Below are 20,680 nucleotides of genomic sequence, written 5' to 3' on the forward strand. Positions count from 1 at the left end.
AGCCGCCAGTCGATCAGCAACAGATGACGTGCGGATGAACGATCCAGGTGAGAAAATCAGCCCTTGTCGTCGTCGCCCTGGGTGATCAGCCGCGCGCTGCGCTGTCCCGTCGCGTAGATCCATAGCCAGCTCAGCGAAACCGCAAGCCGGTTGCGGAAGCCGATCAGGAAATAGATGTGGGCCACTCCCCACAGCCACCAGGCGAGCCAACCGGTAAGCTTAATCCAGCCGAAATCGATGGCGGCGGCGCGTTTGCCGATCGTCGCCAGATCGCCGTCATGCCGGTAGCGGAACGGCCGCGGGGTGGTGTCGCCGGCAAGCCGCGCCTTCAGCGTGGCGGCAACATGCCGGCCCTGCTGCTTGGCGGCTGGTGCGACGCCGGGAACAGGCCGCCCGTCGGGCCGCAGGACATGGGCGGCATCGCCGATGACGAAAATCTCCGGGCTGCCGGGCACGCTCAAATCGGGCTCGACCAGCACCCTGCCCGCCCGGTCCGCGGCCGCGCCGAGCCACTCGGCGGCCGGTGAAGCGGCTACGCCCGCCGCCCACAGGATTGTCTTGGCCGCCAATTGCTTGTCACCGAACACGACGCCCTCGGCGTCGCAACGCGTAACCGCCCGGCCGAGCTCGACCGTCACGCCGAGCCGCTCCAGCGCCTTGCCGGCATAGTCGGAAAGTTTCGGCGCAAAATTGGCGAGGATACGGTCACCGGCCTCGATCAGCACCACGCGCGTGTCGCGTGTATCGATGTTGCGAAACTCGCCATGCAGCGTGTCATGCGCCAACTCGACGATGGTGCCGGCAAGCTCGACGCCGGTCGGCCCGCCGCCGACGATCGCGATGGTCAGCAGCGCCTGGCGTTTGACCGGATCGGTTTCCTGTTCGGCCTGCTCGAAAGCCAATAGGATGCGCCGCCTAACCGTGGTGGCGTCTTCCAGCGTCTTCAGGCCGGGCGCGAAAGGTTCCCATTCGTCATGGCCGAAATAGGCATGGCGGGCACCGGTGGCGAGCAGCAGCGTGTCGTAGGCGACCGAACTGCCATCATCGAGCAACACACGCTTGCCGGCGCGATCGACGCCGACGACGGTGGCGAGTAGCGTCGTCACATCCTTGCGCTTGCGCAGGAGATGGCGGACCGGCCAGGCAATCTCGGACGTCGCCAAAGCGGTGGTCGCTACCTGGTAGAGCAGCGGCTGGAAAAGGTGATGATTGCGCTTGTCGATCATGGTGATGCGCACCGGCGCGCCATCAAGCGCACGCGTGAATTCAAGACCGCCGAAACCGGCGCCGACAACGACGACACGATGGCTGGCCTGGTTCATCTCACTTCACCCCAATGCATCCGATCTGATGTAGGTGCTCTTGTGCACCGCAACAACGCTCCATCCCCCTGACGATGCCCGGGAGCCGCCTCCGAATGTCGTGAATGCACATGTCGGACATAGTGGCCGGGTATAGCGTTCTCGAGACGGTACGACGAGGTGAGGTATGGCTGACGATCATGACGATGACGCTCCGGCGCAGTATTCTTCGCCGCCTTGTTTCATGCATGAACTCGATCCGGAGGTTCGTGCACCTCTAAGCGACTGGACCGATGTCAGGCGCTGGCGCAAGGCCGAGCGCGAACGCCTGATCGCCACACGTCTTGGCGTTTCGGCCGACACGCGAACGTCGATGTCACAACGCATTGCGGAAGGTCTCGATGCGATCATCGGCGAGATCGCCGGCCGCATGGTCAGTCTCTATTGGCCGTTCCGCGGCGAGCCAGATCTACGGCCATGGATGGCAGCCATCAATGAACGCGGCGGCCGGACCGCGCTGCCTATCGTTGTCGAGAAAGGGCAGCCGCTGATCTTTCGTGCCTACAAAGCGGGCGACCGGCTGGAGAAAGGCGTCTGGAACATCCCGATCCCAGCCGAGGGCGATCCGGTGCTGCCGGACATCGTCATCTCGCCGATCGTCGGTATCGATCCCGGGAACTACCGCCTGGGCTATGGCGGCGGTTTCTTCGACCGCACGTTGGCGGCGATGCCGTTCAAGCCGCTGGTCATCGGTGTCGGCTACGAGCTGCAACGCATCGCCACCATCTACCCGCAGCCGCACGATATCCCGATGGATCGGATCGTCACCGAGGCCTAGGTGGACACGACGGCAGCGAGGCCTGTTGGTTGGGATCACCCGACGCAATGACACCTCAGGTACGACCAACGTGTGTCAATCGATCCATCCTGCCGCCGTGTAGCAGCACGAATGTCACGTGACAAAAATCCGACTTGGTCGATAAATAACATGATCTTTAAGAGGACATGCTGCGGAGGAACGTTTCGACATGCGCTCTGGGCGGGCTGATAGGATGATCGGACGAACTATAGCGGCTGCGCTTGTAATTGCGTTTTCCTTTTCGCCTTCGCATGCGCAACCACAGCATCGTTTACCGAGCGGTTATAAATGGGGCCGCTGCCTGCTTATTGTTAAGGGTCAGACTCGCATATCCGGAAGATGCTCCTATCAAATCGAGAAGGGCGGCGATTTCAATATCCAGGGACCTCGGCAAGTTTTTGCAGGTATCGACTACCCTGATACGAATAGTGGAGCTGGTGAAATGTCCGAAGATTACTGGGCAGTTGTATATAAGGACGGTGATTTTTGGGAAGGCTATGGGAACTCGGACATTCGCGCAACTCACGGTGAAGCAGGAGATTGGGGAGAACTTCGGCGCAAAGGCGCATGCTATGTTGGGAAGGACGTCCGCCTGTGCCTTTGGCGTTAGGCCATCTCCGGCTTCATGCCCATGGCCGTACGGTCGACGATTTCACGTAACGCAAACGACGAGTTGATCTTGGTCACATGCGGCATCGCCGACAGCCATTCCTTGTGGATGCGCTCATAGTCGACGAGATCCTTTGCCGCGATCCTCAAGATGTAGTCGTACTCGCCCGACATCAGATGACAGGACAGCACGTTCGGACAGCGCTTGATCGCCGCCTCGAAATCCGACAGCGTCTTCTCGAACTGTCCTGACAACGATATGTGCACGATCGCCGTCATCTGGTGGCCAAGTGCTGCATTGGAGAGCCGCGCGTGATAGCCGCGGATGGTTCCGGATTTCTCCAGATTGTCGAGCCGGCGCGAACAGGCCGACTGCGAAAGGCCAACCTTCTCGGCAAGTGCCGCGTTGGGTATCCGACCATCCTTCTGCAAAGTCTCAAGAATGGCGATATCAATCCTGTCGAGCCGCATTTTTCGTGAATCCTGCGAATATCCATCCATTTTTCGCAACGATTATCGAAACCCGCCCGTTGGTGCAAGCGCATTCGCAAACACCTGCGCAACGATTCGTGGTTCACTCCATCCATACAGGGAGCGAGCCCAAACGGGCCGGATCAGGAGAAGAAAATGCGCATCGGCTGCCCCAAGGAAATCAAGAACCACGAGTACCGCGTCGGCCTTACACCAGGCTCGGTCCGCGAATACGTCGCCCACGGCCACGAAGTGCTGGTCGAGACCGGGGCTGGGGCCGGCATCGGCGCCGATGACAACGCCTATCGCGCCGCCGGCGCCACGATTGCCAAGACGGCTGCCGACGTGTTCGCCAAGTCGGACATGATCGTCAAGGTCAAGGAGCCGCAGCCCAGTGAATGGGCGCAGCTTCGCGAAGGGCAGATCCTGTACACCTACCTTCACCTCGCTCCGGATCCGGAGCAGACCAAGGGCCTGCTCGCTTCCGGCGTGACAGCAATCGCCTACGAGACCGTGACCGACGATCGTGGCGGCCTGCCGCTCTTGGCGCCGATGTCGGAAGTTGCCGGACGCCTGTCGATCCAGGCCGGCGCCACGGCGCTGCAGAAGGCCAATGGCGGCCGCGGCGTGCTGCTGGGCGGCGTGCCCGGCGTGTTGCCCGGCAAGGTCACCGTGCTCGGCGGCGGCGTTGTCGGCCTGCACGCCGCCAGGATGGCAGCCGGCCTTGGCGCCGATGTCACCATCATCGACCGCTCGATCCCGCGCCTGCGCCAGCTTGACGACCTCTTCGCCGGGCGCGTCCACACCCGTTACTCGACCGTCGAGGCGCTCGAAGAAGAGTGCTTTTCAGCCGATATCGTCGTTGGCGCGGTGCTGATCCCGGGTGCCGCGGCGCCCAAGCTGGTTTCGCGCGAAATGCTCTCGGGCATGAAGAAGGGTTCCGTGCTGGTCGACGTCGCCATTGACCAGGGCGGCTGCTTCGAGACCTCGCATGCAACCACCCACGCCGATCCTACCTACGAGGTCGACGGCGTCATCCACTATTGCGTCGCCAACATGCCCGGCGCCGTGCCGGTCACGTCGGCCCACGCGCTCAACAACGCGACGCTTCACTATGGCCTGCAGCTTGCCGACAAGGGCCTGAAGGCGCTGATCGACGATCATCATTTGCGCAACGGCCTCAACGTCCACAAGGGCAAGATCACCAACCGGGCGGTCGCCGAAGCACTCGGCTACGAACTGGTCGAGCCGAAGGCCGTTCTCGCCGCCTGATTGGACTTCATATTTCCTCCGTCAGCCCGCCGGTTCATTCCGGCGGGTTTTTTCTTGACCTGACGGCGGGCAACAAAAAAGCGGAGCCAAAGCCCCGCTTCCTCGATGTCGAGATTTGCCGCCGGTTCATCCGCGGTCGGCAAATCGATCGACAATGGCCTTCTATCGCGATCATGCGACGGGAGTACGACAGGCCTCAAGCGCGCTCGATGCGGCACTGGTAGCAATTGTTGCGTGCCGAACGGACATGGACGTAGGCGACATCGTCGCGTTCGAACAAGGTCTCGGCCCGCGCGGCAATGGCTCCGGTCGGAATGACGCCGCCGCTGCCGTAGACGATGCGGTCATCGCTGCCATAGCCGCGGACGATGTAATCGGGGCTTTCGAGGATCTCGGGAAGCGCCTCGCTCCCGGCGGCGCGGTCGCATTCTTGCGCGTGCAGGAAGATCGGCCCGGTTTCGGCATAGGGCTGAAGCTCCGGGAATGGCCGGTAGGCTAGAATGAGGTAAGCGTCACCGGCGGCGATGTTCTTCAGGCAATGCCGGCAAGGCATGCCGTCACCGTCGGAGATCTTTCGCTCGGGCGTGTTTCCATAGGCATCGGCGCCGCCGCGCTGCAGCGCTCTGACATCTTCGGTCGGCAAGGCTTTGAACTGAATGGTCATGGTGAAATCTCCGGTGTCGTCGACCGGAAACTATGCCCTTGAACCCCCGCCTCCCACCCGATTCCTGCGAAGTAGCGGATGGCTCAGATTTCAGCTGGCATCACGGCCGCATGACGCTGGCCGAGCGCTCGGCGAAAGGCAGCGGATGCACGGTTTCCTTCTTCTGCGCCACCGGTGCAAAACCGAGCTTCTGGTAGAGCGGCAGAGCGGCCGGATGATCGAGCGTGCAGGTCTGCACCGTCACCCGCTTCGGTCCGTACGACCATGCGGCGGCGATGGCGGAGCCCAGGAACCAACGGCCGATGCCTTGCCCGGTCGCATGGTCCATCATGCCGAAATAGGCAAGCTCGACTTCTTCCGGCAGATGCGGCTTGAGATCGAAAAAACCGGCCGGCGCGCCGTCGAGGTAGAGTACCCGGATGTCGCGATCCTCGCGGTGGATGCCGGCAGAAAGCTCCTCGTCATCCAGCCGCAGCACATTGACCCAGTGCCATTTGCGCCCCACCCGGTCCATCAGATAGCGGTAGAAATGCAGCGGAATGTCCTTGGTCTTCAGCAGCGCGATCTGACGGTTGTAGGGCACGGGCGGCGAATAGGCCGGCGGCACATGCATCTCGAGAAACGTCACCGTCACTTCGATGTCTTCCAATGCGCCGTTTTCCATCGTCTTCATTCCTTGCCGGTCACGACAGGCGTATCGGAACGCCCGCCCCACTCCGTCCATGAGCCGTCGTAGAGCTTGTTGTTCGTATGGCCAAGCGTTTCCAGCGCCAGCGTCGCCACCGCCGCGGTAATGCCGGAACCGCAGGAGGTGACGACAGGTTTCGACAGATCGATGCCGGCCTCCTCGATCACCTTGCGCAGGCGGTCCTTCGACAACAGCTTGCCGCTTTCCGACAGCGCCGAATAGGGCAGATTGCGCGCGCCAGGCATATGGCCGGAGCGGATACCGGCGCGCGGTTCAGGCTCGGTGCCTGTAAAGCGACCCGGTCCACGGGCATCGGCGATCTGGCTCTCCCTGGTGTCGACGATCCGGCGCATGTCGGCGAGGCTGGCGACGCGACTGGCGTCGAAATCCGGATAAAACACGCTTGGCGCGATCTTCGTCGGTTCGGCCGTTACCGGTCGGCCGGCGGCTTTCCAACCATCGAAGCCGCCGTCCAGAATGTAGGTCTGGAAGACGCCCATCACCCGGAACATCCACCACGCCCGGGGCGCCGAGAAGAAACCCGGACCGTCATAGACGACGATGGTATCGTCGGCCGAAACGCCCATCGAACCGACATATTGGGCAAAATGCTGCGGTGACGGCAGCGTATGCGGCAAGGGCGAATCCGGATCCGAAACCGCATCCTGATCCAGAAATCGTGCGCCTGGTATGTGGGCGGCATCGTACTCGCCGCGCGCATCACGCTTTTGCGCAGGCAGGTACCAGGATGCGTCAATGATCGTCAGGCCCGGCTCGCCCAGGCGCTGTTGCAGCCAGTCCGCGTCGACGGTGAAAGGGCTGTCCTCGGCCATCTTCTTCTCCTGACCGCCTTCTTGCGGCGATTGTGTTCAGTTCGCCGGCATCGGCCCGAAGCGGATACGGAAGCGCCTGTTTTCGCGGCCCTTCTTCTCGATCTTGCCGATGTGGATTTCGCCGACTTCGCCGGTGCTCTTCACATGGGTGCCGCCGCAGGGCTGGCTGTCCACCGAAGCGTTGTCGCCGATACAGACCAGGCGGATCTTGCCGGTGCCGACCGGCGGCCGGACGTTCTTGGACTTCACCAGACCGGGGTTGGCGGCAAGTTCCACGTCGCTGATCAATCTGGTGAAGATCGGATGATCGGCCCGCACCAGATCCATCAGGCCTGCCGTCACCTCTTCCTTGGAGAAACTGGCGTCCGGAATGTCGAAATCGACACGGCTGTCATCCTCGGAAACCGCCGCACCCGTAATCGGAAACGGGCAGACGACGGTGAGCAGATGGCAGGCCGCATGCATGCGCATCAAAAGATGCCGCCGCTCCCAGTCGATCGCCAGCCTCACCGTCTCGCCGACTTGCAGCATCGCTTGCTCAAGCGCCGGCACATGGATGATCTCATCCTTGGTCTCGCCCGTAATGGTGGCGGCGACGGCGATGCGGCTGCCGTCGCCGCGCTCGAGATAACCCGTATCGCCCGGTTGGCCGCCCGAGGTGGCGTAGAAGATCGTCCGGTCGAGAATGAAGCCGCCGCGGTCGTTGATGGCGACGACTGTCGCCTCCGCCGTGCGCAGATAGGCGTCGTCGCGAAACAGGGCATCCGTCCTGTTTGCCATCACGCGACCTTTTCGAACGGCACGGAAATCTTGCTGGTCAGCTCCATCCAGCCCGGCACCGGCAGTTGCTTCTCGCGCAGGAATTCCGGGTTGAACAGTTTTGACTGATAGCGTGTGCCGTAATCACAAAGTACAGTCACGATGGTGTGGCCGGGGCCTAATTCCCTGGCCAGACGGATCGCGCCGGCAATGTTGATGCCGGTCGAGCCGCCGACGCAAAGGCCCTCTTCCTGGATCAAGTCGAAGACGATCGGCAGCGCATCCTCGTCGGGAATCTGGAATGAGAAGTCCGGCGTGAACCCTTCGAGATTGGCGGTTATGCGCCCCTGCCCGATACCTTCGGTGATCGAGCTGCCTTCGGATTTCAGCACGCCACTGGTGTAGAAGGAGTAGAGCGCAGCCCCCAGGGGATCGGCGAGCGCGATCTTGACGGCGTGGCTTTTGGCCTTCAGTCCGAAAGCGACGCCGGCCAACGTTCCGCCGGAACCGACCGCCGACACGAAACCGTCGACCTTGCCGCCAGTCTGGTTCCAGATCTCCTCCGCCGTGGTGCGGATATGGCCGTCGCGGTTGGCGACATTGTCGAACTGGTTTGCCCAGATGGCGCCGTTAGGCTCGGTCCTTGCCAGTTGCTCGGCCAGCCGCCCCGACAGTTTCACGTAATTGTTGGGGTTCTTGTAGGGCACCGCCGGCACCTCGATCAGCTCGGCGCCGAGCAGTTTGATCGTGTCCTTCTTTTCCTGGCTCTGCGTATCGGGAATGACGATGACGGTGCGGTAGCCAAGCGCCTTGGCGACCAGCGTCAGTCCGATGCCGGTGTTGCCGGCCGTTCCCTCGACGATCACACCGCCAGGCTTCAGCAGTCCACGCTGCTCGGCATCGCGGATGATGAACAGACCGGCGCGATCCTTGACCGACTGGCCCGGATTCATGAATTCGGCCTTGCCCAGGATCTCGCAGCCGGTTTGCTCGGAAGCTTTGTTGAGGCGGATCAGAGGCGTGTTGCCGATCGCGTCGATCACAGAACGGGGCATTCAGGATTCCTTGTGTAGGTACGGCGAAACCCTAGAAACCCGGCGCTTCGGTTTCAAGGCAAGAATTTGTCTGGTCCAGTCGCATTTGCGGTACTGTTGTTGCGCCAGCGCTTCCCGAAACCGGCCGCTTGCGCCACTGTTGATTTCTGGCTGACGTTGAAAAGCAGCTTTTCATTCGATTTCTTCATCGCTAGAGCAAAGCACCAACAAGTCGACAGGGCATAGCATGACACTCTACCGGGCCAACCCGAAGCACGGCGTCGCCTGGATCACCGGCGGCAGCAGCGGCATCGGCCGTTCGCTGGCCAGGGATCTTGCGTCCCAGGGCTACGCCGTGGCGGTGACGGCGCTCGACGACGATCCGATCGACACGCTTGTCGTCGAGACCGCTCAAATGCCGGGCAGCGTCACGGCCTTTCCCTGCGACGTCACCGACGAACCGCGCATGGCAAGAACCGTCGCCGCGATCGAGAAGGAGCTCGGTCCCATCGTGCTCGCCGTCTTCAATGCCGGAAACTACATTTCGACGCCGGGTGAAAATCTTGTCATCAACGACTTTCGCCGGTCGTTCGAGGTCAACTATTTCGGCATCATCAACGGCTTGGTGCCAGTGATCGAACGTATGCGCGTGCGGGCGCGCGGCCATGTCGTGCTGGTCGGCTCCGTCACGTCATATTTCGGCTGGCCGACAACGGCCGCCTATGGCGGCACCAAGGCGGCAATCAATATCCTGGCCGAGTCGCTGAAGTATGATTTCGACAAGATGAATGTGCGCATTCAGGTGTTCAATCCTGGCTTCATCGACACCCCGCTGACCGAGAAGAACATGCTGCCGATGCCGGGGCTGATGCCGGTCAGCCGCGCGTCGCGACGCATGGCGCGGGGCATCAAGTCCGGCGGGTTCGAGGTCCATTTCCCGCGCCGGACAAGCTGGCCCCTGAAGCTGCTCAGCCTGCTGCCGAGGCCGCTGTACAGAGGGTTTATCAGCCTGATGACCAACTGGAAGGCGCGGCCGCTGCATTACGACCGCAAGCCGCCAATCGAATAGTCCTCGCTTTGATTCGGCGTTGCCCGTTGGCGGCTGCCACCATAGGTTGAGATAGGTGTTGCGTGGAGTCTGCGATGGGGCGACGGATCGTGCTTGCTGTGCTGGGCCTTGTCGCCATCCTAGTGCTGGCTTTCGTGCTCGGCCCACGCGTTGCCGTCGACACCACGATCCGTTTCGATCCCTCGGTCATCGGCGACGATCCGCAGGCCTATGTGGCAAAGGTGGAAGCCGCGGTGCCCGGAATCCGCGACGGGCTGGAGAAGGAGATCGTCTGGGCCAATCCGATGGTGCATGCCAGGACGCCGCTGTCGATCGTCTACATCCACGGCTTTTCCGCATCGAAGGGCGAGATCCGCCCGCTGCCGGACGAAGTGGCCGACCAGCTCGACGCCAATCTCTTCTACACCCGCCTCACTGGTCACGGGCAGGATGGCGCGGCGATGACGCAAGGCAGTATCAATGCCTGGATCAACGATTATGAGGAGGCGCTCGCTATTGGCCGGGCGATCGGCGACAAGGTGATCGTCATCTCAACCTCGACCGGCGGCTCGCTGGCGGTATGGGCGGCAACGCAGCCGGGCGCATCGGACGGAGTGGCAGCGATTGCGTTCATCTCGCCGAATTTCGGCGTGAGGGCGTCCGGCGCCGAGATCCTGACCATGCCATGGGGCAAACAGATCGCCAGGCTGGTCGCCGGCAAAGAGCACAGCTTCTCGCCGCGCAACGCGCTGAATGAAAAATTCTGGACCACCCGCTACCCGATCGAGGCGACCCTGCCGATGCAGGCGCTGACCGAGCTTGCCTATGGCACGCAGGTGGAGAAGGCGACCATCCCTGCTTTGTTCATCTTTTCTGATTCGGACAAAGTGGTGCGGCCCGATCGCACCCGCGAGATCGCTGGGCGCTGGGGCGCGCCGCATGAGCTGGTTCCGGTCGACGATACGGGCGACCCGGACAACCACGTCATCGCTGGCGACGCGCTGTCGCCATCGACCACGGCCTTTCTGGCGCAGAGGATTGCCGTCTGGGTCGAGGCGGTGGTCAAGTAAGCAAACGAAAAAGGCGACCGAAGCATCGCTTCAGCCGCCCTTTCCTTGGTCCGCCCCGGCAATCAGCCAGCCTAAGCCTGACTGATCACAACGCGGTCCGGCTTACGCAGCCCGCGCAGCCGGACGCTTGCCGCCGAAGCGGCGCTTGTTGTTGCCCTTGAAGGCCGGCTTGGCGCCATCCGGCTTGCGCTCGCCGGCGAAGGCCGGCTTGTCGCCGAAGCGCTTCTTGCCAAAGCCGTTGCCTTTGTTCTCGCCACCGGGCCGCCTGCCGTCGCGACGACCATTGCGGTCGTTGCGATCATTGGCCGGCTCGAAGCGCTCGTTCTTTTCAGCCGGATTGCGCTGCGGATCGGGGCTGCCGAGATGGTCGGCAACGATCGGCAGCTTGGTGCGGATGATGCGCTCGACCTGGCGCAGCTTGCTGTTCTCGGAAGGATCGCAAAGCGTGATCGCGATGCCGTCCATGCCGTTGCGGCCGGTGCGGCCGATGCGGTGGACATAGCTCTCCGCTTCATCAGGCAGGTCGAAATTCACGACATGGCTGATGCCGGGCACGTCGATGCCGCGCGCCGCGATATCGGTCGCCACCAGGATGCGCACCGATCCGTCGCGGAAATCGTTCAGCGCCTTCTGGCGTGCGTTCTGCGACTTGTTGCCGTGGATGACGGCGGCCTTGAAGCCGTCGCGCTCGAGGTCCTTGGTCACCCTGTCGGCACCATGCTTGGTGCGCGAAAAGATGATGACGGACCTCATCGCTTCATCGGCGAGCATCGTCGACAGCACCTGGCGCTTCTGCTTGGTGCGGGCAAAGACGACGCCCTGCACGATCTCGGCCGCCGCCGTGCTTTGCGGCGCGACTTCGACCCGGATCGGGTTCTTCAACAGGCCCTTGGCCAGTTCGGCGATCTCGTTGGGCATGGTCGCCGAGAACAGCACCGTCTGACGGTCGGGAGCGGTCGCCTTGGCGATGCGCTTGACGTCGTTGATGAAGCCCATGTCGAGCATGCGGTCGCCCTCGTCGAGCACCAGCCATTTGGTGTCGGCAAGCATGAGGTCGCCTTCACGCACCAGGTCGGTCAGCCGGCCGGGCGTTGCGATCAGGATATCGACGCCGGGAGCGACCTTCTTCACCTGGCTGAAGCGCGAGACGCCGCCGAGCACGAGCGCGGTCGAGACATGCGCGCCCTTGGCGAGGATCTTGATGGTGTCTTCGATCTGCACGGCGAGTTCGCGCGTCGGCGCCAGGATCAGCGCACGCGCCGTCTTCGGCCGGCGCTTGGTGCCGAGAGCGATGATCTTCGACAGGATCGGCAGCGCGAAGGCCGCGGTCTTACCGGAGCCAGTCTGGGCGATGCCAAAAATGTCACGGCCTTCCATCTGCGGCGGGATCGCCTGCGCCTGGATCGGCTTCGGCTCGGTGAAGCCGGCGTTGTGGGTGGCCTTGAGCAGCGCGCCCGTAATACCCAGTGCCGCGAAACCGGTAAGTTCCGCAGCGGGCAAAGTGTTTTCGTTGGTCAAAATAATCTTCTTTCACGCGGCTTCTGGCCGCAAACATCGATGGCGGCAGGGCGCAACCTGCCGTCGAACAAATTGTCATGGAACGACAAGGCGGCGGACGTTTCCGTCCGCGCGGCTGCGCTGTCGTGCCCGCAGGCATCATGCCACGGGGCTTTTTCGCCGCTTTGTGATGTACCGGAAAGGGGCCGATATACCGGAAAGAGGGAAAACAGACGCAACCAGTCTCATTCGTCGAGAAGGCCGGAGTATCCCGGCCCAAGCGCCTATGTCGCCGCATATGGCCCAGTTCGCCACCAAATGCAAGGGGCGTTATGCTGCAGTGCAACAAACCAGCTCATGTGAGCGGCCGTGAATGCCAACTCAGACGTTCGTCCGGCCACTCCCTCGCTCCGTGATTTGATGAAAGGTCGACCCCCACTCCGTCGAGCTTCGCTCGACACCTCTCCCCCGATCGACGGGGTAGAGGAAGGGCGTGAAACGATTCCAGCCGGCGCCCTTCCTCTCCCTCCGGAGGGGGGAGAGGTGGCGCTGCTGTCCGAACCGGATAGATAGGTAACAGAATGGACTGATTAGATGGGTGACAGTTTTCTCCTTCGCCGGGAGGACCGGCGATGGTTTGGCGAGAGACTGTACTCATGGATGAGCGGCTTCGGTTTGTTGTGGAATGCCTTTCTGGCGAGGAGACGATGACGCAGCTGTGTGCTGCCTTCGAGATCTCGCGCAAGACCGGATACAAATGGCTTGGACGCTACCGGGAGTTCGGGCCGGAAGGCCTGCACGACCAGCCGCGGGCGCCGCTCGAGCACGGCCGGGCAACGGCAGCGGAGCTGGTGGAGCGGATCGTGGCGGAGAAGGAAGCGCATCCGCTGTGGGGGCCGAAGAAGATCATGGCCCGGCTGAAGCGTGCGGAGCCCTGCTGCGGCTGGCCGGCGGTCTCGACGGCTGGCGAGATCCTGAAGCGGCATGGCCTTGTCGGGCGTCGGCGCGCGCGCTGGAGGGCGGCGGGCAACGGTCCATGGCCGGAGCCCGAGGGGCCGAATGCGCTGTGGACGGGCGATCACAAGGGCTGGTTCCGGACCGGCGACGGCTGGCGCTGCGAGCCGCTGACGGTGATGGATGGGGCGTGCCGCTACCTCCTGGCGCTCGAAGCGACGGGCTCGACGGCGGATGCCGAAGCCTGGCCGGTGTTTGAGCGGTTGTTTGAGGAACATGGCCTGCCGGATCGGTTCCGAAGCGACAATGGCCCGCCCTTTGCATCGCCCGGCGTCACTGGGCTGACACCGCTTGCGGCGCGCTTCATCAAGCTTGGCATCGCTCTTGAGCGCATCCAGCCGGGCAAGCCGCAGCAGAACGGGCGCCATGAGCGCTTCCACCTGACCATGCTGCCGATGGCCAAGGCACCGGAGGCCGACAGGGCGGCTCAAGCCAAGGCCTTCGAGGCCTTCCGGCGCAGCTACAATGAGGAGCGCCCGCACGAGGCACTTGGCATGGGCACCCCGGCGCAGCATTACCGTCCCTCGACCCGTCCCATGCCCAAGACGATCCCCGAGCCGGACTATCCGGACGAGGCGGCGGTGCGCAGCGTGCGCCAGAACGGCGCCGTCAAATGGCAGGGCGCAGAAATCTACGTCTCGGCCACGCTGGCAGGCGAGCCGATTGCCATCGAAGAGACTGAGAACGGCGAATGGGCGGTGCGCTTCTATGCCCATCCGCTCGGCTTCATCGACCACAAGCACATGAAACTGGTTCGCCGCAGCGCCGCGCCAATCCAACCGCTTGGCGCTGCGGCGAACCCATTATAAGGGGGAAAACTGTTACCTATGTATCCGGTTCAAACTGTTACCCATCTATCGGCTGGACACTGCGAAGCAGCGACGGAATGGGGGAAGGCGTTCGCGAAACGCGCAGCGTCGTAAAACAGGCGCGACCCAACGAGCACGAAACCTCAGGATTGACAACACGCGCGACAGCGCGCGGATCGTGCTGACCGATTTATTCGCCAATCGACTCAAGCTCGATCAGATAGCGGCGGGTCCAGACAATTCGCACAGATCGTTATGCCTGATTGTATTTGTTGAGAACGGCCGCGATCTCTTCTTCGTTGGCGAAGTCGCCATGATCGGCGGCCTCGATTCCCGCCTGAACGCCGGCGATCCACTTTTCCCGCCGGGCCAGGGAACGGCCGTGCGACAGGGCATCCTCTATGATTTGATCGCGAGTGAGAGAAGAGCGGGACGCCAACATGTCGATCCGGCGGTTCAAATCCTCGGATATTTCTATGTTGTTCTTCATAGGTTTAGTCTGCCATATCAGGCGAATGCCAGCCAAGAAGTTTCGCGCGTCGCGGGGGATCAGCCATGAAAGACGTTCTCAGGGAACTCGAGCGCCGCCGCGAGATCGCCCGCATGGGCGGCGGCCAGGCGCGCATCGACGCCCAGCACAAGAAGGGCAAGCTCACCGCGCGCGAACGCATCGAGGTTTTCCTCGACGAGGGCTCGTTCGAGGAATTCGACATGTATGTCGAGCACCGCTCGACCGATTTCGGCATGGAGAAGACCAAGATCGCCGGCGACGGCGTGGTCACCGGCTGGGGCACCGTCAACGGCCGCCCGGTCTATCTCTTCGCGAAGGACTTTACCGTGTTCGGCGGCTCGCTGTCGGAAGCGCACGCCGAAAAGGTCATCAAGGTGCAGGAGATGGCGCTGCGCAACCGCGCGCCGATCATCGGCCTTTATGATGCCGGCGGCGCGCGTATCCAGGAGGGTGTGGCCGCGCTCGGCGGCTATGCCGAGATCTTTCAGCGCAATGTGCTCGCCTCCGGCGTCATTCCGCAGATTTCCGTCATCATGGGGCCTTGCGCCGGTGGCGACGTCTATTCGCCTGCGATGACCGACTTCATCTTCATGGTGCGCGACACCTCCTACATGTTCGTCACCGGGCCGGATGTGGTGAAGACCGTGACCAACGAGACGGTGACCGCCGAGAGCCTCGGCGGCGCTTCCGTGCACACGACCAAATCCTCGATCGCCGACGGCGCCTATGACAATGATGTCGAGGCGCTGCTGCAGATGCGCCGGCTGGTCGACCTGCTGCCGGCATCCAACACATCGGAGCTTCCCGAGATCGAGTGCTACCAGTCGGTCACCGATCATGATTTGTCGCTCGACCGGCTGATCCCCGACAACGCCAACAAGCCTTACGACATCAAGGAACTGATCCTGAAGACCGCCGACGAAGGCGACTTCTTCGAAATCCAGCAGAATTTCGCGAAGAACATCGTCACCGGGTTCGGGCGCGTCGAGGGCCGCACGGTCGGCTTCGTCGCCAACCAGCCGATGGTGCTGGCCGGCGTGCTCGATTCGGATGCCAGCCGCAAGGCGGCGCGTTTCGTGCGCTTCTGCGATTGCTTTTCGATTCCGATCGTCACCTTCGTCGACGTCCCTGGCTTTCTGCCCGGCACGGCGCAGGAATATGGCGGGCTGATCAAGCATGGTGCCAAGCTGCTGTTCGCCTATGCCGAGGCGACCGTGCCGAAGATCACCGTCATCACCCGCAAAGCCTATGGCGGCGCCTATGACGTGATGGCGTCAAAACATCTGCGCGGCGACATGAACTATGCCTGGCCGACGGCGCAGATCGCCGTGATGGGCGCCAGGGGCGCGGTCGAGATCATCTACCGCAAGGACATCGGCGACGCCGAAAAGATCGCAGCCCATACAAAGGCTTATGAGGATCGCTTCCTGTCGCCCTTCGTCGCCGCCGAGCGCGGCTATGTCGACGAGGTGATCATGCCCCACTCGACCCGCCGCCGCATCGCCCGGGCGCTGCGCATGCTGCGCAACAAGGACATGCAGAACCCCTGGAAGAAGCACGACAACATCCCGCTGTGAAAATCATGCGTGTCAGAGAAACGTTTGACAGCACAATCCTCAAAGACTTTTATCAAGGTCGAGAGACGCCGATCGATCGAGAACAGGATGAGCTGAATTCGAGGCGCAGCAAATTCAAAAACATACTCGAGAACGATACAGATTTTTATCTGCTCCATCGATGTACGAATATCTCTGCCGGCTGGCTTTCTATGTTGGCGGCTTCCGTTGTTGAAGATTTCGCAAACGCTCCAAAAACGTCTGAGCCGCTGGATGAGCAAGTTGCTGCGTTAGCTTTTTTCTCGCGTCTTGCGAACGATCTTTGGGCTATAATTGAACTTATCGAGACCGGATTCGATTTACAGGCTCGTGCACTAACAAGAAGTTATCTCGAGCACGTCGACGCGCTGATTTGCTGCATACAAGACAAAGAATTAACGAAAGAATTCGTGCGCGCTGTTGAACCAGAGGACTCTAACGCTTTCTGGCACAAATATATAAGTAAGAACAAGCTGAAGATTAGAGTGTCAATTTTCATCTCCGAAAAGATTGGCGTTCAAAATAGCAAACTTGTCGACATTCTCCGCGAAGACGCGGAATTATCTGGCTCGATGCTACTGCATCCAACCGTTACAGCGGGTCTTTCGACGGCGTTTGGTAACGAAGACGGCGACTATGAGTCGTACCCCATTTTTCCGACGCCTCTGGCCGCCTCTGTCGGGATACTTCGTACAATTCTCATTCATCTTTTTTGGCTCTGGTTTGCCATGGAGTCTCTGCCCAAGACTGCCGCTGGCCAATGGCGAGGCCTCTTTCTAACTGATGCGCTACAAAACAATCGCGAACTGGACCGATTTGCGACTATCTATTCCAAGATGTTTGGATTTCTCTTGGATAATCAACTGCTTATGATTGTTTCAGACTCAAATGAAGTGCCGACAACCAGTCCCTAGCAGTTACCTGGACCTGCCGAATAAATTGTGGCTGCGGTGCCAAGGGCATAGTCGAGATGATCGCCACAACCACAAAGCTGTAGCGGAAGGGCTTGACGCTCACTCCTCTTCCGCCGCCCCAAATCCCGCTCCCATGGTGGCGCGGACAGGGCTGCCCCACGGCGTCGCGTGATTGTCGATGCGCATCTGGAAGATGAAGTAGGTCGGCGAGCAGAAGCCGATGCCTCTGACCTTGCCGATGCCCGGCGTGTCCGGCGGCAGCGACTGGCACATATAGTCCTCGCGGCAGAAATGATCGGCCGAACAGGCCGGCCGGTTGCCGCGATTGACGGCGCCGCCGAGACATTGATCGAAATTGTTGGTGGCCACGCAGATGTCAAATTTCTTGCCGCCGACCAGCCCGCAGATCTCGTTCGGCATCGGTTTACCGGCTTTGAACCCCGCGAAGACACGGTCCTTGTCGTCGCAACCGCGATAAGCGATGCCACCGGGCACGCCGATCTTCGGCGGACGGCAGGTGTAGGCGGTGCGCGAAACATCGGGCGCGAAGGCCGCGAACTGCCCCGATATGCTGTAGCGGTCGTTGAAAGGCTGCGCCGCGTTGCTGGCGATCGATCCGGTCAGGCAGGGATGGCCGGAAAACATTTTTTCGCTGTCCTTGGGCAGCAGGCATTGCGCCAGTTTCGTGCGTACGCCCGAAGCGGTGGCCAGCGGCGTGCAGACGGCGCCGCCGCCGCATTGCCAGGTCGCACGGAATCGGGCCGCGTCCTCCGGCATCAGGCACGGCATCGACATCTCGGCCGGCGCGTAGTCGACCGCGCCGGCGTCGGTCCAGGCTGCCGGCGGCGCAAAGGAGAGCGGGCGGAAGCGGTTTGGCTGCTTGCCCTCGACGGTGGCGGCGAGCCACGCCTGGCGGCGTGGAATCTCGGCATGAAGATGCGGCGAGATGCCGACCTCGATGCGGTTCAACGGCGATGTCGTCTTGTCGTCGAGGCCGATGAAGTGGAAGCCGGCGGTGGAACCGGCCTGATGGCACCCCTGGCAGGCGCCATTGTCCAGCCGCTCGACCAGCGCTTCCGGCGTGCGCACCAATTTCAGTGTGGAATAATCGAGCGGTGCGAATTCCTCGGGTTGGAATAATTGCGTAAACGGATGATTGGCCTGCCGCGCACTGCCGAAGGTCGACCATGAGATGATCTTCCTGGCCAGGAACTCGCCGGGGATTTCATAGACGCCTTCGTCGACCGCCGGCAAATTGGCGCCGACATAGGCGGCGAGCCGCGCTTTCAGCGCCGCGTCCTGCGAGAGCCGTGCGGTGTCGGGCGTGTTCTCCAGCGGCTTCTCACTGATAGCAGCGCCGTCGACGCCGAATATCCGCATGAGATAGGCGGCATGGCCGCCGAACTCGGTTTCCTGGCCAGAAGGGAAGCGCACCACCTGCGCGTTGAGCTCCAGCTGCTTGAAGGTCAGCCCGGCCTTCTCCAGAGGTCCTCCGGTCAGCCAGCCGGCATCGACGGTCTCGTCCAGCTGTGGCGTCCAGCGTCCGGCAACGCCGACACAGCCGCCATCGGCATCGGGCGCAGTGCTATAGATGGCGTTGAAATTGAATGGCAGCCGCGATGCCAGCAGCTTGCCGTTTTTGCGAAAGCTGTAGGCCAGGCGGTAGATGAAGCGCACCTCGCCGCAGCCCCTGTCGCCCCGCAGCGCGGCGAAATCGCGACGGTCGAGCCGGTTGACGACGCCGACCAGCCGGAAGCGCGCGGCATCGGTCTTCAGCCAGCGCATGTCCATGATGCGGCCGACATTGCCGTCGGTGACCTCGTAGAGCGGCCGCCCGCCTGCCTTCATCTCGGCGCGCAGTGCCGCAACATCGGAGGCCACCGCTTCGACGATGGCGTGATAGGCCGGCGCCTCGTCGTAGAGCGTCTTGAGACCGTCCTCGCCGTCGACCCCGAAAACATCGGCAAAACCGAAACCCCTGGCATCGAGCGCGGCGAGCACCGACGGATCGTCGACGATGGTCACAGGATCTTCGGCACGCGCTGCCGACGCCACGAAGACGGCAACGAGGGTGGCGAGCAGCAAAGCCAGGGCGCGGCTCATGGAACGGCCGTGCGCGCGTCGAAGAGTTCGCGCAGCACCGGCAGCAGCGCCAGTGGCAGATCCTCGGCGATCAGACCGGGTCCAGATCGGCTGCCGGCCTCGGCATGCAGCCACACCGCCGCGCAAGTGCCCTCGAAGGCCGGCATGCCTTGCGCCAGCAGCCCGGCGACAATGCCCGACAGCACGTCGCCTGACCCGGCCGTGGCCAGCCATGGCGCGCCATTGGAATTGATCGCCGCTTTGCCGTCAGGCGCAGCTATGACCGTGTCGGCGCCCTTGTAGACGATGACGGCATTGGCCCGCGCGGCGGCGGCTCGCGCCTTGGCCAGTTTCGACAAGGTTTTGTCGTCGGCGATATCAGGGAACAAGCGGCCGAATTCACCCTCATGCGGCGTCATCACCAAGGCCGGTGCATTCGGCCTGCGGGCGGCTTCGAACAACACGTCCGGTGCCTCACGAAAGGAGGTGATCGCGTCGGCGTCGAACACAAGACCATCGACCTGTGCGGCAGCATCCTGTGACTGGCCGGAGGCGAGGAGCGCGAGCCCGAAGATCCGCGTCTTTTCGCCGATGCCAAAGCCGGGTCCGAGGACAAAGACCGACGGTCGGCGTTCGCCGACAAATTCCTCAACGTCCGCGACGTCATCGATCTTCCGCAGCATGATCGAGGTCAGGTGTGTCGCATTCACCTGCATGGCATTGCCTGGCGACAGCACGGTGACCGCCCCTGCCCCGCTTCTCGCCGAGGCAAGCGCCGACAGCCGCGCCGCGCCCGTAGCACTTGGGCCGCCGGAAAAGACGCCTACATGGCCGCGCTTGTATTTGTGCGCGTCGACCGCCGGCACTGGAAGCTCCCGCACCCACAGGCCCGGCACATTCTCAAAGGTCGCGACAGCGAGTTGGGCGATGATGCCGTCGGCGATGCCGATATCGGCCAGCACGATCTCACCACATTGCCCGCGCCCCGGCAGCAACAGATGGCCAGGCTTCTTTCGCGCGAAGGTGACGGTGAGTTCGGCGCGAAACGCCGTGCCCAATATTTCGCCGCTGGCTCCCGAGACGCCCGACGGCAGGTCGACCGCGACCACGGGCAGGCACAGGGCCATCACGGCATCGACGGCTTTGGCGGCATCGCCCGACAGCGGCTTGGACAGCCCTGCCCCATAGAGCGCGTCGACCACGATCGAGCCGGCCTCGGCGTCGAAATCAGACAGCGGCCGGGGCTTGATCGGGCATTCCGCGGCGGCGAGCGCCGCATCGCTTTCCGGCCTCGGCGCTCCGGATGCCCAGATCGTTGTGCCGACGCCACTGCCGGCCAGGATGCGGGCAACGACATAGCCATCGCCGCCATTGTTGCCGGGGCCGCACAGTACATGGACGTGCGTCGCCGAGGGGTAACGCTTGAGAATCTCGGCCGCGACCGCCTCGCCCGCGCGCCGCATCAGGCCGATACCGTCGGCTGGACCGGCGGCAATCGTCAGCCGATCGGCCTCGCTCATTTCGGCGGGAAAAAGAAGTTCGTTGCTCATGGATTGCCGATCCGCATGCGATCAAGCATTGTCCAATTTTCGATCCGAAGCAAACAAGGGGGAGTTGCCGAGATTTGCGGCCATAACGTTGCCATGAGGG

The 20,680-nt window shown here is 62.4% G+C and carries 19 protein-coding genes; 7 read left to right on the forward strand and 12 right to left on the reverse strand.

Annotated features, from left to right (window positions below):
• Positions 1 to 56: 56 nt before the first annotated feature.
• A complete protein-coding gene (locus tag ACSQ3L_RS20225) occupies positions 57 to 1,322 on the reverse strand; it encodes an NAD(P)/FAD-dependent oxidoreductase (protein WP_436161551.1) in 1,266 nt (421 codons plus the stop codon).
• A 166-nt stretch (positions 1,323 to 1,488) separates the two neighbouring features.
• Here ACSQ3L_RS20225 and ACSQ3L_RS20230 point away from each other — a divergent pair, with 166 nt between their 5' ends.
• The gene (locus ACSQ3L_RS20230; protein ID WP_436161552.1) at positions 1,489 to 2,139 is read left to right on the forward strand and encodes a 5-formyltetrahydrofolate cyclo-ligase; all 651 of its coding nucleotides are present in this window, start codon (positions 1,489 to 1,491) and stop codon (positions 2,137 to 2,139) included.
• Between the two features lie 627 nt (positions 2,140 to 2,766).
• Here ACSQ3L_RS20230 and ACSQ3L_RS20235 read toward each other — a convergent pair.
• Positions 2,767 to 3,240, reverse strand: a complete 474-nt coding sequence (locus ACSQ3L_RS20235; RefSeq protein WP_436161553.1) for an Lrp/AsnC family transcriptional regulator — start codon at positions 3,238 to 3,240, stop codon at positions 2,767 to 2,769.
• Positions 3,241 to 3,396: 156 nt separating this feature from the next.
• Between ACSQ3L_RS20235 and ald the strand changes: the two genes are divergently transcribed.
• Positions 3,397 to 4,512, forward strand: a complete 1,116-nt coding sequence (gene ald / locus ACSQ3L_RS20240; RefSeq protein ID WP_436161554.1) for an alanine dehydrogenase — start codon at positions 3,397 to 3,399, stop codon at positions 4,510 to 4,512.
• Here ald and ACSQ3L_RS20245 read toward each other — a convergent pair.
• The 6 genes from ACSQ3L_RS20245 to ACSQ3L_RS20270 form a co-directional block, all read right to left on the reverse strand.
• A complete protein-coding gene (locus ACSQ3L_RS20245) occupies positions 4,473 to 4,667 on the reverse strand; it encodes a hypothetical protein (protein ID WP_436161555.1) in 195 nt (64 codons plus the stop codon). The genes ald and ACSQ3L_RS20245 overlap by 40 nt on opposite strands.
• 41 nt (positions 4,668 to 4,708) lie before the next feature.
• The gene (locus ACSQ3L_RS20250) at positions 4,709 to 5,176 is read right to left on the reverse strand and encodes a DUF1203 domain-containing protein (protein WP_436161556.1); all 468 of its coding nucleotides are present in this window, start codon (positions 5,174 to 5,176) and stop codon (positions 4,709 to 4,711) included.
• 100 nt (positions 5,177 to 5,276) lie between these two features.
• Positions 5,277 to 5,840 carry a GNAT family N-acetyltransferase gene (locus tag ACSQ3L_RS20255; protein ID WP_436161557.1) on the reverse strand — a complete coding sequence of 188 codons (564 nt, stop codon included), beginning with the start codon at positions 5,838 to 5,840 and terminating at the stop codon, positions 5,277 to 5,279.
• Between the two features lie 5 nt (positions 5,841 to 5,845).
• Positions 5,846 to 6,697: a 3-mercaptopyruvate sulfurtransferase gene (gene sseA, locus ACSQ3L_RS20260; protein ID WP_436161558.1), complete on the reverse strand. Its 852-nt coding sequence runs from the start codon at positions 6,695 to 6,697 to the stop codon at positions 5,846 to 5,848.
• 36 nt (positions 6,698 to 6,733) lie between these two features.
• Positions 6,734 to 7,477, reverse strand: coding sequence for an alanyl-tRNA editing protein (locus tag ACSQ3L_RS20265; RefSeq protein ID WP_436161559.1), 744 nt, complete (start codon positions 7,475 to 7,477; stop codon positions 6,734 to 6,736).
• Positions 7,477 to 8,511, reverse strand: coding sequence for a cysteine synthase A (locus tag ACSQ3L_RS20270; RefSeq protein ID WP_436161560.1), 1,035 nt, complete (start codon positions 8,509 to 8,511; stop codon positions 7,477 to 7,479). Before ACSQ3L_RS20270 ends, ACSQ3L_RS20265 begins: the two co-directional genes overlap by 1 nt.
• Positions 8,512 to 8,737: 226 nt before the next feature.
• Here ACSQ3L_RS20270 and ACSQ3L_RS20275 point away from each other — a divergent pair, with 226 nt between their 5' ends.
• Together ACSQ3L_RS20275 and ACSQ3L_RS20280 are read left to right on the forward strand one after the other, a co-directional pair.
• On the forward strand, positions 8,738 to 9,559 hold the full coding sequence (locus tag ACSQ3L_RS20275; protein WP_436161561.1) for an SDR family oxidoreductase: 822 nt from the start codon (positions 8,738 to 8,740) through the stop codon (positions 9,557 to 9,559).
• Positions 9,560 to 9,633: 74 nt separating this feature from the next.
• Positions 9,634 to 10,608 (forward strand): alpha/beta hydrolase, encoded by a 975-nt coding sequence (locus ACSQ3L_RS20280; RefSeq protein ID WP_436161562.1) that lies wholly within the window; start codon positions 9,634 to 9,636, stop codon positions 10,606 to 10,608.
• Between the two features lie 102 nt (positions 10,609 to 10,710).
• Here the strand turns inward: ACSQ3L_RS20280 and ACSQ3L_RS20285 are convergent, their stop codons facing one another.
• Entirely contained in the window at positions 10,711 to 12,126 is a 1,416-nt protein-coding gene (locus ACSQ3L_RS20285; protein WP_436161563.1) for a DEAD/DEAH box helicase, read from the reverse strand.
• A 611-nt stretch (positions 12,127 to 12,737) separates the two neighbouring features.
• On the opposite strand from ACSQ3L_RS20285, the gene ACSQ3L_RS20290 reads away from it, so the two are divergent.
• Positions 12,738 to 13,928: an integrase core domain-containing protein gene (locus tag ACSQ3L_RS20290; protein ID WP_436160152.1), complete on the forward strand. Its 1,191-nt coding sequence runs from the start codon at positions 12,738 to 12,740 to the stop codon at positions 13,926 to 13,928.
• A gap of 253 nt (positions 13,929 to 14,181) precedes the next feature.
• Here the strand turns inward: ACSQ3L_RS20290 and ACSQ3L_RS20295 are convergent, their stop codons facing one another.
• Positions 14,182 to 14,418: a transcriptional regulator gene (locus ACSQ3L_RS20295; RefSeq protein WP_436161564.1), complete on the reverse strand. Its 237-nt coding sequence runs from the start codon at positions 14,416 to 14,418 to the stop codon at positions 14,182 to 14,184.
• A 65-nt stretch (positions 14,419 to 14,483) separates the two neighbouring features.
• On the opposite strand from ACSQ3L_RS20295, the gene ACSQ3L_RS20300 reads away from it, so the two are divergent.
• Both ACSQ3L_RS20300 and ACSQ3L_RS20305 read left to right on the forward strand, forming a co-directional pair.
• Positions 14,484 to 16,016 (forward strand): acyl-CoA carboxylase subunit beta, encoded by a 1,533-nt coding sequence (locus ACSQ3L_RS20300; RefSeq protein ID WP_436161565.1) that lies wholly within the window; start codon positions 14,484 to 14,486, stop codon positions 16,014 to 16,016.
• 5 nt (positions 16,017 to 16,021) lie between these two features.
• Positions 16,022 to 16,948 carry a hypothetical protein gene (locus tag ACSQ3L_RS20305; RefSeq protein ID WP_436161566.1) on the forward strand — a complete coding sequence of 309 codons (927 nt, stop codon included), beginning with the start codon at positions 16,022 to 16,024 and terminating at the stop codon, positions 16,946 to 16,948.
• Between the two features lie 99 nt (positions 16,949 to 17,047).
• Here the strand turns inward: ACSQ3L_RS20305 and ACSQ3L_RS20310 are convergent, their stop codons facing one another.
• Together ACSQ3L_RS20310 and ACSQ3L_RS20315 are read right to left on the reverse strand one after the other, a co-directional pair.
• Positions 17,048 to 19,051: a hypothetical protein gene (locus ACSQ3L_RS20310; protein ID WP_436161567.1), complete on the reverse strand. Its 2,004-nt coding sequence runs from the start codon at positions 19,049 to 19,051 to the stop codon at positions 17,048 to 17,050.
• Positions 19,048 to 20,580 (reverse strand): NAD(P)H-hydrate dehydratase, encoded by a 1,533-nt coding sequence (locus ACSQ3L_RS20315; RefSeq protein WP_436161568.1) that lies wholly within the window; start codon positions 20,578 to 20,580, stop codon positions 19,048 to 19,050. Before ACSQ3L_RS20315 ends, ACSQ3L_RS20310 begins: the two co-directional genes overlap by 4 nt.
• Positions 20,581 to 20,680 lie beyond the last annotated feature (100 nt).

The organism is Mesorhizobium sp. LjRoot246 (genome assembly GCF_964254115.1).
GTDB lineage: Bacteria > Pseudomonadota > Alphaproteobacteria > Rhizobiales > Rhizobiaceae > Mesorhizobium.